The organism is Phycisphaeraceae bacterium (genome assembly GCA_040222855.1).
Taxonomy (GTDB): Bacteria; Planctomycetota; Phycisphaerae; order Phycisphaerales; family Phycisphaeraceae; genus Mucisphaera.
This window is the reverse complement of sequence record JAVKCD010000018.1, coordinates 119,023-132,875: the sequence shown is the minus strand read 5'-3', so window position 1 is coordinate 132,875 and position 13,853 is coordinate 119,023. Positions and strand designations below refer to the sequence as shown.

Below are 13,853 nucleotides of genomic sequence, written 5' to 3'. Positions count from 1 at the left end.
GATCAGCCGCTCTTCGCGCCGCCGATCGCCTCCTTCAACGTCTCCTTGATATACAAAATCCGACGGCAGCTCGGACACGTAAGCACCTCGTCACGACGCATGATCAACGAGTTCACCATCTCAACCGGCAGCGACATGTAACAACCCCCACACGTGTACTCCTTACGACGACGATCCTGCTCCTCAACCGCACACACCGCCTCACCGTCGTATGCCTCACTAAGCCGCTCAAAAGCCGTGATCACATCAGGCGGAACATCCGCCGCCGCCTTGTCACGCTCTGCCTGCGCCTCATCCAGCTTGTCACCCACCTCCGCTCGCGCCTCAACCACATCTTCCTCCGCTCGCTCCACCAGCTTCTTCTGATTCTCAAGCTGCTCCGCCAGCGTCGCGTGCTGAGTCTTCAACTCCTCAGCCTGCTCCATATCCTTGATGATCTGCTCTTCGAGCTTGTTCTTCTCAATCTTCAGCGTGTTCATCTCCACCAACAACGCCGAATACTCTTTGTTGTTCGTCACCGTGTTCATCGCAGCACGATGCTTCTCCACCCGCTCATCAATCTCCGCCACCTCCTTCTCCAGACCCGTCACCGTCGCCTGCTGCTTCCGCGACTGATCCCCCAACTCCGACTCCTGCACCGCCAGACGCTCCAGCTTCTTCTTCTGAGCATCCCGCCGCCGCTGGGCCCCTCCCAACCGCTCACTGATCGTGCGCACCGTCTGATCCGCGTAAAAAAAGTCTCGTATACGGTCCTGTAGCGACAAACCTTGATCCTCCAGTCGTGTGATCCCTAATCCTAGCACAACAACCGACACAACCCACCCCCCAGCAGCCAGTATCCCTCGCCCCACCCCTGCTTTCACCTCTCCCCATCCCTCCACCCTTCCTCTGACCCCACCCCCAACCCACCGACCGAGAACCCGCCCCTTCACCCCCACCCGCTCTCTTGCCGATGACACCCCGGTCGATATACTCATCCACCCGGCCCACGCCGGACCACAACTCGGGGCAGTAGCTCAGTTGGGAGAGCGTCGCCATGGCATGGCGAAGGTCAGGGGTTCGAGCCCCCTCTGCTCCACTCCCCACAAAAACCCGCCCCCAAGGCGGGTTTTTTTCATGCTCCCAAACGAGCCCCCGCACCCCCACCATCAGCCCGGGCCACCCGAGCCATCGCCCAGCATGAATCGAGAACCTGGACAACCCGGATGATTCCGTCGGGTGCCTGTGGTCAGCCGTAGGCTGCCTACAGAGCGCAACATAAGAATAACCCTGCGAAGCCTTGGCGAAGCAGGGCCGTGCGCACAAACCATTGACATTCAACCCCCATCGGTCACGTTTGATTGACGAGGACGACCGCTTTCCCGCCGGTTTCGACACGAAATCACCCCTTCCTCAGACGCCCGGAAGGCCCCGCCGCGGGGGAGTGCGGGGTGGGGGGGTGGGGGGGTCGCAGTCGATGAGTTCCGGGATCTGCGTAAACGAGATCCGCGTCGGCGCACTGTCCAACGCCCCCAGCATCGCACCCGGAAAAACCGCGTTGTTCCCGAACCGCCGCTCGATCCGGTCCATCGCCTCCGCGATCCGGCCCATCGCCCGCTGCTCACCGAACAACGCACCGCTAACCCCTTGATCCAGCGTGAGATCCATCAGCGTCACCGACACCTTCAACGGCACCGCTGACACCACCCCCGGCCACGCCGCCGAGCACATCCGCACCAGCGTCACCGTGTCCGACACATCCGGTAGCCGCATATCTCGAACCCACCGCGACCCATCCACATACCGCATCCCCAGGTGCATCCGCCCCGCGTGATACCCCAGACGACGCATCCGCCGACCCGCTTTATGAATCATGTGCACCATCACCCGCAACGCCCCCTCCCGCGTCCGGTACTCAGGCGACAACACGTGCGAATGACCCACCGTCCGACGCCGCGTAGGCGTCATATCCACCTGCTCACCCCGGAGTTGCAGATACCACTGCGACCCCAGAACACGACTCCCCCAGATCGTCTGCAGCGCCGACTCACTCAGCCCGCACAACTGCTCCACCGTCGTCACCCCCACCCGACCCAGCCGCGCATGCATCCGACGACCAATACCCGGTAAATCATCTAACGCCAGACAAAACAAACGCTTAGGAACATCCTCAGGCGTCAGCACCACCAGCCCGTCCGGCTTCTGCAGGTCCGTCGCCACCTTCGCCAGCCACTGGTTCGGACCCACCCCCACCGAACACTTCACATAAAGACCTGCATCAACAGCAATTGCGCCCTTAACAGCTCGCGCAATCTCCAGCGCCCGCTCCGCCGACCGCTCGTTGCTCATCAGCCGAGCGCACATCTCATCAATCGAACACACCTCATCCACATGCACGCAACGCTCCATCGCCGCGATGATCTGATGATGCATCCGCACATACCGCTCATGCCGTGCCAGCACGAACCGGACCCCCGGACACAGCCGCCGAGCCTCAGGCACCGGCGTCCCCGTCTTCACCCCAAACGCCTTAGCCTCGTAACTGCTCGCAATACAACACGTTGAGTCCGTATCCACCGGAACCACCGCCACCGGCTTCCCGCGCAGCTCCGGCCGCAACTGCTGCTCCACCGAAGCGAAGTAGCCATTGATATCCAGATACAGATACCGACAGTACGCCTGATCCATACCCTAACATAATACGATCAAATCGAGCTGATGGAACTAAAACTGTCGGCGTCGCCGCGATAATGCGCACAGCCCGCTTCCGACGAGAATCAAAACGGTTCCCGGCTCGGGAACCGCGGTTGCGTCGAAGCCGAAGCTTCCGGCGAGGAGGGAGAGGTCGATGAGGTCGATGGTGCCGTCGGTGTTGAAATCACCTTCGGCCCAGCCGCCTGCCAGACCGAAGTTCCCGGCGAGGGCAGAGAGGTCGATCAGATCGACACGCTGGTCGAGGTTGGCGTCGCCGGCGACGGTGCCGAGGATCGATTCGATCAGGTGCGTGAGGTCCGAGGAATCAGCGGCGGGGTTGCCGTCCACCATGCCGTAACGGAGAGCGGGGTCGCCGAGGTCCAACGCGGCGGCGAGGTCGTCGATGTCAGAGGCATCGACGAGGCCGTCGAGGTTCACGTCACCGATGAGCCAGTTCTCTTCGACGACGAGGCGCTGGTTGGTGGGGAGGTTGTCGAAGGTCTGGATGAGCCCGCTGGGCCAGCGGACCTCGACACGATCGACCTGGGTCAAGTCGCCGACGCCGAAGTGTGCGAGCATCTCGGACTGAGCGAGGAAGTTGCTCCCGCCATCGATCTCGCGGAGGTAGGCAGTGTCGGGGTCGTTGAGATCGGGGGTGACGGTGACCCAGGCCCCGACGCCGAAGCGGTTAGAGATCACGCCCCGGAGGTCGAACTGGAGGTAGTGACCCGCCGTGGGGTCACTCTCGGCGTTGTTCTGATAGATCGTCGGCGCGCCGGCGTTGTTGACGATGAGAACGTCGAGATCGCCATCACGGTCGTAGTCGAACGTGAGCATGCCCTTGCCCGAGCCGTTGTCGGTGACGCCTACGGACGCGCCGACTTCGGTGAAGGTGCCATCACCATCGTTGTCGAAGAACTTGGTCGTATCGATCGGTCGACCTGATTGGCCGTTGGTGGCGATGAGGTCGAGGTCGCCATCGTGGTCGTGGTCGAGGAAAGCGGTGCCCCAGCCCCATCCGCCGGCTTTGACGCCAGCGGGGATGCGGACTTCGGTGAAAACTCGGTTGCCATCGTTGCGATAGAGCATGTTGCCGACGCCGACGGTCCCTGCGGTGTCGATGTTGGTGATGTAGACATCGAGGTCGCCATCGTTATCGTAGTCGCCGACGGCCATGCCCATCTCGGAAAAGCCCTTGTTGAAGCCGGCGTCGTTGGTTCCGTCGGTGAAGGTTCCGTCGGCGTTGTTCCAGAAGGTCTTGCTGGAGCTGAAGTCGTTGGCCTGGACGAGGTCGGGGTAGCCGTCGGCGTCGAGGTCGGTCAAGCGTGAGGCCCAGCCGGTGGCCTGTGGGGTGTTGGGGTTGTGTTCAACACCTGCTGCCACGGTGGTGTCCTGAAAGAATCCGCCGCCGGTGTTGCGCAAGAGTCGGCTGTTGTGATCGGCGTTGGAGGTGTTGAGGAACCCCCATCGCCACTCGTTGGTGTGAAGGTCGAGCCAGCCGTCGCGGTCGTAGTCGCCGAAAGCGACAGAGGTGCCGTAGTGGAGGTCGGGCTTTTCGACGGCGGCCCCGCGTGCGACGGCGGCTTCGGTGAAGTGGCCTGCGCCATCGTTGAGGTAGAGGTAGTAGCGCGTGTCTTCGACGGCGGTGGCGTAGAGGTCGAGGTCGCCATCGTGGTCGATATCGCCGAAGGCCAGGCCGTTGAGCTTTGTCGGCAGAGTGGCTCCGCCGAAGACTGAAGCGGTGGCATTGGTGAAGGTGCCGTCTCGATCGTTGAGGTAGATCAGAGGGGTGTCGCCGTAGCGAGAGACGACGACATCGGGGTAGCCGTCGGCGTTGATATCGCCTGCGGCCGCCCCGCCGGTCTGTCGGCGGATCTCATCGGAGGTATCGGGGAAGGCTAGGACGTTGCGCTGCAGGTAGAAGATGCCGGTGTTGAATGTGACATCGGTGAAGCCGGATGCGAGCGCGGCAGAGCCCATCAGTAGAGGGCTGAGAAGGCAGGCGATCCCGATGGGGATTTGACGGCAACGACTCACGGACAGGTCCTCCCAGGCGGCACCATGACGTGCTCTAAAGTCTACGCATGGATGGCGGACGGGCCATATAAAAGACGACGCCCGGCGGTAAAGCCGGGCGTCGTGTAGGGGCTGAATCAGGTCGTCGGATTACGCACGACGACGGAGAGCGGCCAGGCCACCGAGGCCGAGCAGGGCGGCCGAGGCGGGCTCGGGAACCGCGAAGAAGTAGACATAGCCCGAGCCGAGGTCGGATACGGCCAGGATGTCGGTTTCGATGTCATACGCAAAGTCGTAGACGATGGCATCGAAGGGGTTGACGTTGAAATCAACGAAGGTCTGGGCGGCCTGAGCGAATGGCGAGGTGCCGTCAGGAGCAAGCCAGTTGACCGAGGTCAGGTTCGCGCCGTTGGCGCCCGTTGTCTTGTTGGTCCCTGGGTCGAGCTGGGTGTCGGCGAGGTAGGCCTGGACGATGTCGACCAGAGCGACGCCCGCCGTCGCGGCGATACGGGGGTTATTGACGAGGAGCAGATCGAGCGGAACGCCCTCGCTGCCGGCACCGTTGACGAACTCGAGGTTCTGCGGGCCGAAGAAGTCGGCGCTACCGAAGAAGGTCACGGGCAAGGTTGCCTGGGTGTACCAGCCCTGCGTGTTGAAGGGAGGGTTGGGGTACTGGACGAAGGACTGGGCACCATCGCGGGTCATCTTGGCGAGGCCCTCGATGGTGAGCAAGTAGTGATCGCCCGTGAGGTCGTCGTAGGCGACATCGCGACCGCCGGTGGTGGCGGCTTCGTTGCGGTATTCGGCGACGCCGGGGTCACCGGAGAGCAGGGCTCCGCCGTTGACATCGTTGGCGATGCGCTGACGCTGCGCGAAGACCACGCTGGAGACCGCGGCAGGGCCCTGGCCGTTGAAGCCGGGATCGAGGGCAACGCCGGTGAAGCCACGGCCAGCAGCGCCGTAGTTGCTGGGGACAGCGAGGCCAGCATCCGAGTTGAGCTGGAGGGTGGGGACGCCACCGATGGTGTGAACCTCGAGGAGGTCATCGGTGCCAGCGTTGTCGTCGGTGCCGGAGACGGCGGCGACGTAATCGAAGTTGGCATCGATACTGTCGTAGCCGCCAGCGTGGACGGCGGGGGTGCCGAAGATGTTGGTGACGGCGGCAGCGCCGAGGGGATTGTCGATGCGGACGACCTGACCGCCTGTGCCGAACTCACCGATGTAGAGGATCCCGCCGGAGTAGCCGACGGATGAGGGCTGGGCGATCGGGCGACCGGTGACGTCCTGCAGGGCAGCGACGTTAAGGCGACCAATTTCAACGAAATCGATGGCCTGTGCGGTGGTCGCACCGGCGACCGTCATGCCAATAGCGGCAAGAACCAAGTTACGTGTCTTCATCTCTCAAACCTCCTTAGTGGGTTGGAACTGGGATAACCAAGAAACTCGTGAAACGGAGTCATTCCGGACAGTGGGATGGCTCGTATACAGTGGTGTAATCTTCTTCTTCAGACTCCAGCAGTGATGTCGTGGCGACTAGCCTGTGAATCGCAATCAGGCTTGTGCCAAGCCCTAATACTTACATAAGATACCTGTGAAATACCCTCTGTCAAGGTATTATGGTCTTTCAAACTGCTTGCGCCATCAGGAATTACACGCATGGAGCAGGGATGAGAAGGTGGGTAATCTGGCTCGCAGGAATGGAAATCACGCCCTCGATGGGGGTTAGGGGAATACCCGGCAGTTTTGGGGTGCGGTGAGGCGAATAGCTCCGGCGGGATTCGAACCCGCACTGGATCGATTTTAAGTCGATTGCCTCTGCCAGTTGGGCTACGGAGCCAAGTTGTCTCTAGCTTACCTAAGCCGGAGCGGGGCCCCATCCTCCGCCACCAGGGGTTTGGATTTCGAGGGTTTCCCCGGCGGTGAAGGTTCGTTCGAATCGCCCGCCTAGGTGTTCGATCCGGCCGTCCGTGTGGATGAGGTGTGCGGCTCCTGCGGCCCCCGGTTGACCGCCGGCTAACCCGTAGGGTGGACGGCGGTGGCGTTCGGCGAGGAGGGTGACTTCGGTGGGTGCGAGGAAGTGGTAGCGGCGGATCATCCCGTTGCCGCCTGTGAACTGTCCGGACCCGCCGGAGTTGTTGCGGATGGCCACGGCGTCGGTGCGCACGAAGTAGGCGTGTTCGAAGGCTTCTGCGGGGGTGTTAAGGGTGTTGGTCATGTGGGTCTGGACGCAATCAGCGCCGTTTCGTCCCTTTCCGGCACCGGCTCCGCCTGCGATGGTTTCGTAGTAGGTGAAGGCTTGACCGCCGCGGCGGGGGTCGTGTCCACCCATGGTGAGGTTGGTCATCGAGCCAGCGGAGGCGGCGGGGATGCTGTCGGGGGTGGCCTGGGCGAGTGCGCCGAAGAGGGTGTCGACGATGCGCTGCGAGGTTTCGACGTTTCCGCCCGCTACGGCGGCGGGGTGCTGGGCATCGACCACTGAGCCGGGTCGTGTGAGGATGTTGAGGGGTTCGAGGACGCCGGCGTTGTCGGGGAGGTCGGCAGGGCCGAGGCATCTCAAGGCGTACTGGCATGCGGCGAGGGTGATCGCGCGCACAGCGTTGAGCGGGCCAGCCATCTGGTCGTCGGTTTGGGTGAAGTCGAGTGTTGCTGTTTCGCCGGAGATCGTGAGGGTCAGGCGGATCCAGACGGGCGAGTTAGTGCCTGAGACGACATCGTCATCGAGGGCGTCCTCGAAGGTGTAGGTGCCATCGGGGAGGTTGGCGATGACGGTGCGGATGACGCGATCGGTGTAGTTGATAAGGGCTGCGCCAGCCTGGGTGATGCGGTCGCGGCCATGGGTGTTGCAGAGGCTTGCCATGCGTTCGATGCCGAGTTGGAGGGCGGCGGCTTGGGCGAACAGGTCGCCGCGGCGTTCGTCGGGGGTGCGGGTCTGGGCGGAGAAACTGTTGATGAAATCGTTGTCGAAGCGTGCGGGTCCGAAGCGGACGCCTTCCTCGTCGATGGATCGGGAGAGCGGGAGGGAGCCGGGGCGTGTTCCGCCTACGTCGGCGTGGTGGGCGCGGTTGGCGACGTAAAAGGAGGGTTGGGTGTCGCCGGGGAGGATGACCGGGGCGACAGCGGTGATGTCGGGGAGGTGGGTCCCGCCAGCGTAAGGGTCGTTAAGGATGAAGCGGTCATCGGGCTTCATGTTGTTGGGCGGGAAGGTGTTGATCACAGCCTGTACTGAGGCGGCGGCGGATCCGAGGTGAACGGGGATGTGGGCGGCCTGAGCGATGAGATTGGCGTCGCTGTCGAAGAGGGCGCAGGAGTAGTCGCGGCGCTCTTTGATGTTGGGTGAGTAGGCGGAGCGCATGAGGCGGACGCCCATTTCTTCTGCGACGGAGGCGAGGAGGTGTTTGTAGACCTCGATCTCGATGGGTCCGAAGTCGGTGGTCATGCGAGGGCTCCTGCGGGTTGGAGGAGGGTGTGGCCCTCGGGGGTGGTGGTGGCTTTCCATCCTTGGCGGATCAGCAGGGTTGAGGAGCGATCGCGGAGGGTGGCTGGCCCGATGAGTTCGGTGTTTGGCGTGTGTGGGTCCGAAGGCGGGAAGATCAGGGGGTGATCCTCGGTGGTGGCGAGGAGGCGGAGGGTGACGACTTCGATGGGGCGGTCATCGGGGGTGTAGCCGTAGAGTCGGGTGTGTTCGCGCTCGAAGATGGCGACGGGGTCGTCCTGGTGGATGTCGGTGGTGATTTCGAAGGATTGACCGGTGTAGCGGAGGTCGACCTGGATGCGGGTCTGCTGCTGGTTCTCGGGGATTCGGTGTTTGCTGAACCACGCGGAGGCGAGGGTGTTGAGGTGATCGAAGGCTTGGGGGAAGAGTGAGGCTGGCCATTGGTTGGGTTGGCGGGCGGTGGATGTTTCGTGGTTGCTGAGGCGGTGGATGATCGAAGTTGAGAAGGTGAGGCTCCGGGGTGCGGTGAGCATGCCGACGGCGGAGAGCAGTCCGGCGTGGGCGGGGGCGATGATGGTGGTGATGCCGAGGGCCTGGGCGAGTCGGCAGGCGTGGAGTCCGCCTGCGCCGCCGAAGCTGACCATGGCGTACTCGCGGGGGTCGTGTCCGCGTTCGAGGGAGACCTTGCGGATGGCGCGGGCCATGGTGGACTCGGCGATGGTGAGGATGCCTTCGGCGGTTTGCTGGCGTGTGAGTTTGAGTTGCTTTGCGAGGTGATCGACGGCGTGGTTGGCGGCATCGAGGTCGAGGGGCATGGAGCCTGCGAGTCGGGTGTCGGGGTGGAGGTTGCCGAGGACGGCGTGGGCGTCGGTGACGGAGGGTTGGGGGTTGTCGCGGGGCTGGCGGCCGTAGCAGGCGGGGCCGGGGTCGGCGCCGCAGGATTTGGGTCCGACGCGGAGGGCTCCGCCGGGGTCGATCCATGCGATGGACCCGCCTCCCGCGCCGACGGTGTGGAGGTCGACCATGGGGAGTCGGACGGGCATGTCGGCGGCGGTGCCTTCGGTGGTGAGGGTGACGGCGGTGTCGAGGAGGGCGACGTCGGTGGAGGTTCCGCCCATGTCGAAGGTGATGATGCGCGGATGGTCGAGGGCCTTGGCAACGGCGAGGGCACCGAGGGCTCCGCCTGCGGGGCCGGAGAGGATGGTGCGGACGGGCTGGTCGGCGACTTCGTCAACTGAGAGGGTTCCGGCGTGAGAGGCCATGATGGTGAGGCGGTCGTCGCCAAGGGTTTCGGCGAGTCGTTTGACGTAGCCGTTCATGCGCGGGGCGACGGCGGCGTTGATGGCGCAGGTGGCGGTGCGCTCGTACTCGCGGAGTTCGGGTAGCAGTTGGTGGGAGACGGTGAGGTGGATGGTGTGGTTGAAAGCGGTGTTGATGGCGTCGGCGAGGGAGCGTTCGTCATCCGGGTTGGCATAGCTGTGCAGGAGGCTGATGGCGATGGCTTCGGGTTTGAGCTGGCGGAGTTGGTCGATCAGTTCGGCAGCGGCTTCGGGTTTGAGGGGTGTGATGGTCTGGCCGTCGCAGGCGGTGCGCTGGGATACGCCAAGGGTGAGGTCGCGGGTGATGACAGGGCTTGGTTTTTGCGGGACCAGGTCGTAGAGGGCGGGGCGGTTCTGGCGGGCGATGAGCAGGAGGTCTTCGAAGCCTTGGGTGGTGACCAGGGTGGCGCGGGCGGTGTTGCCTTCGAGCAGGGCGTTGGTCGCGACAGTGGAGCCGTGTACGACGCCACTCAGCGCCTCAACCGATTGTTCGAGGCTGGCGAGCAGGGCGCGGATGCCTTCGAGGACGGCGCGGGCGGGGTCATCGGGTGTGGAGAGGAGTTTGTGGGTGGCACGGATGGTGCCGTGTTGGTCGGTGAGGATGAGGTCGGTGAAGGTCCCGCCCGTGTCGACGCCGATGCGGAAGGGGGGCTTGGGTGGAGTGGTCATGTGGTGTAGTCGGCGTTGAGGCGCACGTATTCAGCGGAGAGGTCGGTCCCGCGCCAGGTGGCGGAGGCTTTTCCGCGCGTGAGGCTGATGTGGAACGTGATTTCGGGCTTGAGCATGAGCTTGTCGATGCGTTTGCGTTGGGCTGCATTGAGTTCGTTGGGCTGACCGTTGGTGAGAAGATTGATGGGCCCACTGGGCGCGACGATGGTGATGGAAACCTGCTCTTGTTTGATGGCTGCGCCGGACTTGCCGATGGCCATGGCGAGCCGCCCCCAGTTGGCGTCTCCGCCATGGACAGCGGCTTTGACAAGGGGTGAATCAACGATGGTGCGGCCAATGAGGTCGGCTTCTGCGGTGGACTTGGCTCCTTCGATGATGACTTGGAAGACGCGGGTGACGCCTTCGGCATCCCAGAGCATCTGATGGCAGAGTGAGTTGCAGGTGCTGATGAGGGCCTCGCGGAACTCGGTGTAGCCGGTGGAGGCTCTGTTGCGGATGGTGTCCATACCTGAGGCACCGTTGGCGAGGATCAGGACCATGTCGGAGGTGGAGGTGTCGGAATCGACGGAGATGCGATTGAAGGTCTGGTCGATGGCTTCGGTCAGCAGAGCCTGTAGGAGCTTGGGATCGATGGCGGCGTCAGTCATCAGGAAACCCAGCATCGTGGCCATGTTGGGGGCGACCATGGCGGAGCCTTTGACGATTCCTGCGAGGGTGAAGCGGTCGCTGTCGATGGTCAGTCCGAGTTTTCGGTTGATCGCGTCGGCGGAGGTGGCAGCGGTTTTGATGCGGGTGTCGGTGGTGAGGATGCCTTCGGCAGCGCGTTTGGCGGCGGCGCTCCCTGCGAGGAGTTTGGAACAGGCGTGGTCTATGCCAGCGGTGATTTTGTCCATGGGGAGTGGGTGGCCGATCACACCTGTGGAGGCAACCAGTACATCGGTTTGTCTGCAGTCGAGTTGTTGGGCGACTCGTGCAGCCATGGCCTTGGCATCGGCAAGTCCCTGATCGCCGGTGGCGACGTTGGCGTTGCCCGAGTTGATAATGATGGCTCGGGCTGAGCCGGAGCGAATGTGTTTTTTGGTGACGGTGACGGGGGCACCGCAGAAGCGGTTTTTGGTGAAGACGCCGGCGGCCGCGGCGGGGCGGTCGGAGACGATGAGGGCGAGGTCGGGCTTGCCGGAGGGTTTGATGCCGGCGGTGACGCCAGCGAAGCGGAAGCCCCGGGGGACCGAGAGGCTTGGCTTGGGGATATGGGCGGGTCGTGATGGGCTGGAGTGCTTGGGCATGGCGCGTAGCTTACCGATGGTGCGGCTTTGCTACGATGATGCTGGCCTGCTAAGATATAAGACATGGCGATCCTTTGATCGCTGATCCGAGCCCTCGGATGGTTTGAGGGTGTCGAGACCGCCTGAGATTGACGTTCCTTCCTTGAGGAGACCTGACCATGCCCGTGGCTGATTACGCGACCTATTGCAAGATGCTCGAGAATGCCTACGACAACCACTTCGCCTATCCGGCGATCAATGTGACGAGTGAGATCACGGCGAACGCGGCGCTGCGAGCGTTTGCTGACCTGAAGTCGGATGGGATCATCCAGGTCTCGACCGGTGGCGGTAAGTTTGCATCGGGTACGGCGATTGGTGACATGGTTCTGGGGGCGATTTCGATCGCGGAACATATTCATCGAGCCGCGGCGAAGCTGGATATCAATGTGGCGATCCACACGGACCACTGCCCGCCTAAGAACGTGGACGATTTCATGATCCCGTTGATTGAGGAGAGCGAGCGGCGTGTGGCGGAGGGCAGGTTGCCGCTTTATCAGAGCCACATGCTGGATGCGTCGGGTTTGCCGCTTGAGGAGAACATGGCGTTGTCGGTGCCGATCTTCAAGCGGATGGCGAAGATCGGACAGATGATTGAGGTGGAGGCTGGGGTTGTGGGTGGTGAGGAGGATGGCGCATCGGGTAGTGAGGATACGCCTGCGGACAAGCTGTACACGACGCCTGAGGACATGTGCTACGTCTATGAGAAGATGGGCGAGGTCGATGGCAAGTACATGTTTGCGGCGACGTTCGGGAACGTGCATGGCGCGTACAAGCCGGGTGCGGTGAAGCTGCGGCCGGACCTCCTCAAGAAGGGTCAGGACGCGATCAAGGCGAAGTTTGGAGCTGATGCGAAGTTCTGGCTGGTGTTCCACGGCGGGTCGGGTTCGGCGAAGAGTGAGATCCATGAGACGCTGAACTATGGCGTGGTCAAGATGAACGTGGATACGGATTGCCAGTACGCCTTCACACGAGCGGTGGCTGATCACATCATCAAGAACTACGACGCGGTGCTGAAGATCGACGGCGAGGTTGGGAACAAGAAGTTCTACGACCCCCGGAGCTATCTCAAGGCCGGTGAGGTGGCGATGGCCAATCGTGTGAAGGAGGCGTGTGAGGATTTGAAGGCGGTGGGGCGCACGCTGAAGGCCGAAGCGGCCGCGATCTGATATAAGTCGTTTTTTATATTGAGTTTATGAACAATCGTGGCTTAGCGGCCACGATTGTTTTTTCATTAATGTTAAAAAGGGTAGAGTTTCAGACGAGATTACTTGCATTATCGTCATCATCGGCCATACTTATACAAGTCCTCTCGCCTGCGGGGACTTCATTATGGGTGGTGCGCAGGCAACAACCACGGGAGTGGAGATCAGATGAACGATTGGAAGGGATTAATCTGTGTGACGGCTACGCTGCTGACCGCCACGGCGGTTCATGCGGCGAATGTCACGCAGTACAACGACGACAAGGCTGGCTGGGAAGCGGCTGCGAGTCTCGGGAATCTGTTGGTTCAGACCGAGACTTTCGACAGTGCTACGCCTGGTGACCTTGTGACGTCGTTTACGTCGAGCGTGATTGCTTCGTATCAGTCGAGCTATTCGGGGCTGTCCTTCGTGGATACAGGCTCGGGTGATGTGGCTGTGAGCGACCGAGTTTCGACGTTTATGGACCTCCCGACCGCATACGCGGGTGGTGAAGGTCGGCTTCAGACCTTGATCGTGCTGGAATCGTCGGCTTATGGCTTCGGTGCGGACTGGAGCGAGGCTGGTGGTAGCGGCAACCTTGGCGTCGCCGTTTTGATGAACAAGACCACGATGGTGGGCACGATTACGCCTACGGCTGGTGGCGCGTTCTGGGGCTTCCAGTCGGATATGGCATTTGACCGGATCTTGTTGATTGCGGGCTACAACCCGAATCCTCAGGGTGCTCCCCGGATGAACTTCCTCCTGGATGATGTGGTGGTCGCTGCGGATCTTCCGAGCGCGGCACCGATTGCTCCAGCTCCCGGTGCTCTGGCTGGTGGGCTGGCCTTGCTCGGGCTGGGCGTGCTGCGTCGGCGTTGAGCTGAGTTGTGTAACTTGATTTCCGTTGCAACCCACCTACGAGGTGGGTTGTTTTTTGGGCTCATGCTGCGGTGAAGGCCCCTCCGAGCCAGAGAATGGCGAGCAGACTGGCTGCTACCAGAAATACGCCAGCGATGATCGCCATAACGATCCAGGGAGGTGGTCCGCCTCTGGTTGAGCGGTCGCTATCGTGAATATCCAAGGCTTCGATATCGACTTCTGGTGGGAGAGCCATGTCGGTTGCTCCTGATAATCCGTGAGTATGTTGATCGCATAGAGCCTAGGCAAGATCAGCGGGCAGGTCACGCTTGAGCCTGTGAATCCGAACAAATCCCTGCCATTAAGCTTGACGGTGGAT

The 13,853-nt window shown here is 62.3% G+C and carries 10 protein-coding genes and 2 tRNA genes; 3 read left to right on the top strand and 9 right to left on the bottom strand.

Annotation, left to right across the window (positions count from 1 at the left end; translation table 11 throughout):
• Positions 1–2: 2 nt before the first annotated feature.
• A complete protein-coding gene (locus tag RIG82_04180; GenBank protein ID MEQ9460129.1) occupies positions 3–716 on the bottom strand; it encodes a C4-type zinc ribbon domain-containing protein in 714 nt (237 codons plus the stop codon).
• 289 nt (positions 717–1,005) lie between these two features.
• Here RIG82_04180 and RIG82_04175 point away from each other — a divergent pair.
• A tRNA-Ala gene (locus tag RIG82_04175) sits at positions 1,006–1,078 on the top strand.
• 314 nt (positions 1,079–1,392) lie between these two features.
• Here RIG82_04175 and RIG82_04170 read toward each other — a convergent pair.
• The 7 genes from RIG82_04170 to argJ form a co-directional block, all read right to left on the bottom strand.
• A complete protein-coding gene (locus RIG82_04170) occupies positions 1,393–2,667 on the bottom strand; it encodes a hypothetical protein (GenBank protein MEQ9460128.1) in 1,275 nt (424 codons plus the stop codon).
• A gap of 36 nt (positions 2,668–2,703) precedes the next feature.
• Positions 2,704–4,710, bottom strand: coding sequence for an FG-GAP-like repeat-containing protein (locus RIG82_04165; GenBank protein ID MEQ9460127.1), 2,007 nt, complete (start codon positions 4,708–4,710; stop codon positions 2,704–2,706).
• 129 nt (positions 4,711–4,839) lie between these two features.
• The gene (locus RIG82_04160; protein ID MEQ9460126.1) at positions 4,840–6,087 is read right to left on the bottom strand and encodes a PEP-CTERM sorting domain-containing protein; all 1,248 of its coding nucleotides are present in this window, start codon (positions 6,085–6,087) and stop codon (positions 4,840–4,842) included.
• Positions 6,088–6,452: 365 nt separating this feature from the next.
• Positions 6,453–6,526 (bottom strand) — tRNA-Leu (locus RIG82_04155).
• A gap of 18 nt (positions 6,527–6,544) precedes the next feature.
• A complete protein-coding gene (locus RIG82_04150) occupies positions 6,545–8,125 on the bottom strand; it encodes a hydantoinase B/oxoprolinase family protein (protein ID MEQ9460125.1) in 1,581 nt (526 codons plus the stop codon).
• On the bottom strand, positions 8,122–10,110 hold the full coding sequence (locus RIG82_04145) for a hydantoinase/oxoprolinase family protein (GenBank protein ID MEQ9460124.1): 1,989 nt from the start codon (positions 10,108–10,110) through the stop codon (positions 8,122–8,124). The genes RIG82_04150 and RIG82_04145 overlap by 4 nt, the downstream gene beginning before the upstream one ends.
• Positions 10,107–11,396, bottom strand: a complete 1,290-nt coding sequence (argJ, locus tag RIG82_04140) for a bifunctional glutamate N-acetyltransferase/amino-acid acetyltransferase ArgJ (GenBank protein MEQ9460123.1) — start codon at positions 11,394–11,396, stop codon at positions 10,107–10,109. Before argJ ends, RIG82_04145 begins: the two co-directional genes overlap by 4 nt.
• Positions 11,397–11,554: 158 nt before the next feature.
• Here argJ and fbaA point away from each other — a divergent pair, with 158 nt between their 5' ends.
• Together fbaA and RIG82_04130 are read left to right on the top strand one after the other, a co-directional pair.
• Positions 11,555–12,601 carry a class II fructose-bisphosphate aldolase gene (fbaA, locus tag RIG82_04135; GenBank protein MEQ9460122.1) on the top strand — a complete coding sequence of 349 codons (1,047 nt, stop codon included), beginning with the start codon at positions 11,555–11,557 and terminating at the stop codon, positions 12,599–12,601.
• 204 nt (positions 12,602–12,805) lie between these two features.
• Positions 12,806–13,495 carry a hypothetical protein gene (locus RIG82_04130; GenBank protein MEQ9460121.1) on the top strand — a complete coding sequence of 230 codons (690 nt, stop codon included), beginning with the start codon at positions 12,806–12,808 and terminating at the stop codon, positions 13,493–13,495.
• Between the two features lie 61 nt (positions 13,496–13,556).
• Here RIG82_04130 and RIG82_04125 read toward each other — a convergent pair whose 3' ends face one another.
• Positions 13,557–13,730 (bottom strand): hypothetical protein, encoded by a 174-nt coding sequence (locus RIG82_04125; GenBank protein ID MEQ9460120.1) that lies wholly within the window; start codon positions 13,728–13,730, stop codon positions 13,557–13,559.
• Between the last annotated feature and the right edge of the window lie 123 nt (positions 13,731–13,853).